Genomic DNA, 1,717 nt, shown 5'->3' on the forward strand with positions numbered 1-1,717 from the left:
AGTGTCTAATTTACCCGTATCTTTATCTGTAGTAACAAGCCAATCTTCTATGACTATGCTACCAGATCCGCTGTTAACTAAATGATTACCACTATTATCTTTATCTATGGTTCCTTGGTTATTAACAAAGATGGTTCCACTACCTTCATTTTTAATACCACTTGTAATAGTCGCATCAGAATCATTTTTTAAACTTAAATTATTATTACTTCTATTGAAGATATTACCATAAATAATTCCATTGTCAGTATTTAAAATACCACTTCCTTTTGCAGAAGCAATAAGACCTCCATTTTCAATAGTGATACCATATTCTTGTTTTTCTTGTCCTTCTTTTCCTATGGTTCCAGTATTTATAATACCCCCATTACCACCTTGGATAGTTCCAGATACATTGATGCTAGTATTTACTTGCTTACCGCCACCTATATAAATACCTGCATTACCACCTTCTAATCTACCCCCTGCTTTAACTTCAATGCCTTCACCCTCAATACCATTTTTACTTCCATCTATATGGATTGCATCATTGCCTGCTTTAATAACACCACCACTTTCTATAGTGATTTTACCAATATTAACGGGCTTTTTATTTGTATCAAATGCATAAAAAGTTATACCATTGTTGCCTGCTTCTATAGTTCCTTTATTTGTAAGGGTTTCTATCTTGTTGCCATCACCTATGAAGATACCATTAGCGTTTTGATTTTTGATTAGGCCTGTGTTTTCAAAATTTTTAATAGTGGAGCCGCTACTATAAACACTTTGTATATTTATAGCTCCTGCTAATTTATTGGCTCCAGATGTTCCTTCTATAGTGCCACTGTTTTTAAAATCATCTATGATGCCATTTGACAAATTTACACCTACTTTACCTGAAATGAAACCCGAATTGTCAAAAGTTTTTATAGTAGAGCTATAAAGATTAACCCCAGAACTCGCATATAAACCAGCGAATGATTCATTTGGTTCTGCTGTTCCACTAGTTTTTATAGTTTTAGTATTTTTAAAATTTTCTATAGTAGCACTGGAGAGGTTTACACCACTTCCACCACCGCTGTTTATTGAACCGTTATTAGTGAAAGTTTGTACATTAGTATGAGTAAACCGGACAGCTTCTTTATTTGTTGAACTTATAACTCCAGTATTGTTAAAATTATTAATCGTAGATTTGTTATTAGCAAGGCCTTGGAAAAAAACTCCTTGATCATTGTTGGAAGCTGTTATAGTTCCACTATTTTCAAATTTATCCACAGTGAGAGTTCCCTGACCTCCCCAAATTCCCATGTAAATTTGACCATTAACTTGACCTGTATTTTCAAAGGTATTGACAGTAATGGTTCCTGTAAAATCTTTATCATGTTCTACAGCTACCTTACCGTTAATAGTTCCTTTATTGGTAAGATTGGTAAGAGTAAGAGTGTTGTTACCACTAGCATGGGCATAGATGATTTTATCGTTATTACCTATACTACCTAAAGTTCCACCTGATTGAATTATTATGGTATGCGGACCTGAATCAGAAATGTTGATTGTGTTAGTTTCTGAACCACTTACAGTCGTATTAATCCTAGCTTGAGGAGCATAAACACTTGCTGAACTAGCTTTAGTATTTTTACTTATTTCATCATAAGTTTTTATTTCAGGAGTAGGCGCAGCATTTGCACAACTAGCTAAGAAAGAAATAGCAGCTAAAGATAAAACTATCTTTTTAGAA

General features: G+C 33.7%; 1 pseudogene. It reads right to left on the reverse strand.

The features are described 5' to 3' along the window. A pseudogene (locus tag AJN58_RS10120) lies at positions 1-1,717 on the reverse strand (hypothetical protein); the annotation flags it as partial.

It is taken from the genome of Campylobacter sp. BCW_4321 (assembly GCF_001763075.1).
Lineage (GTDB): Bacteria > Campylobacterota > Campylobacteria > Campylobacterales > Campylobacteraceae > Campylobacter_D > Campylobacter_D jejuni.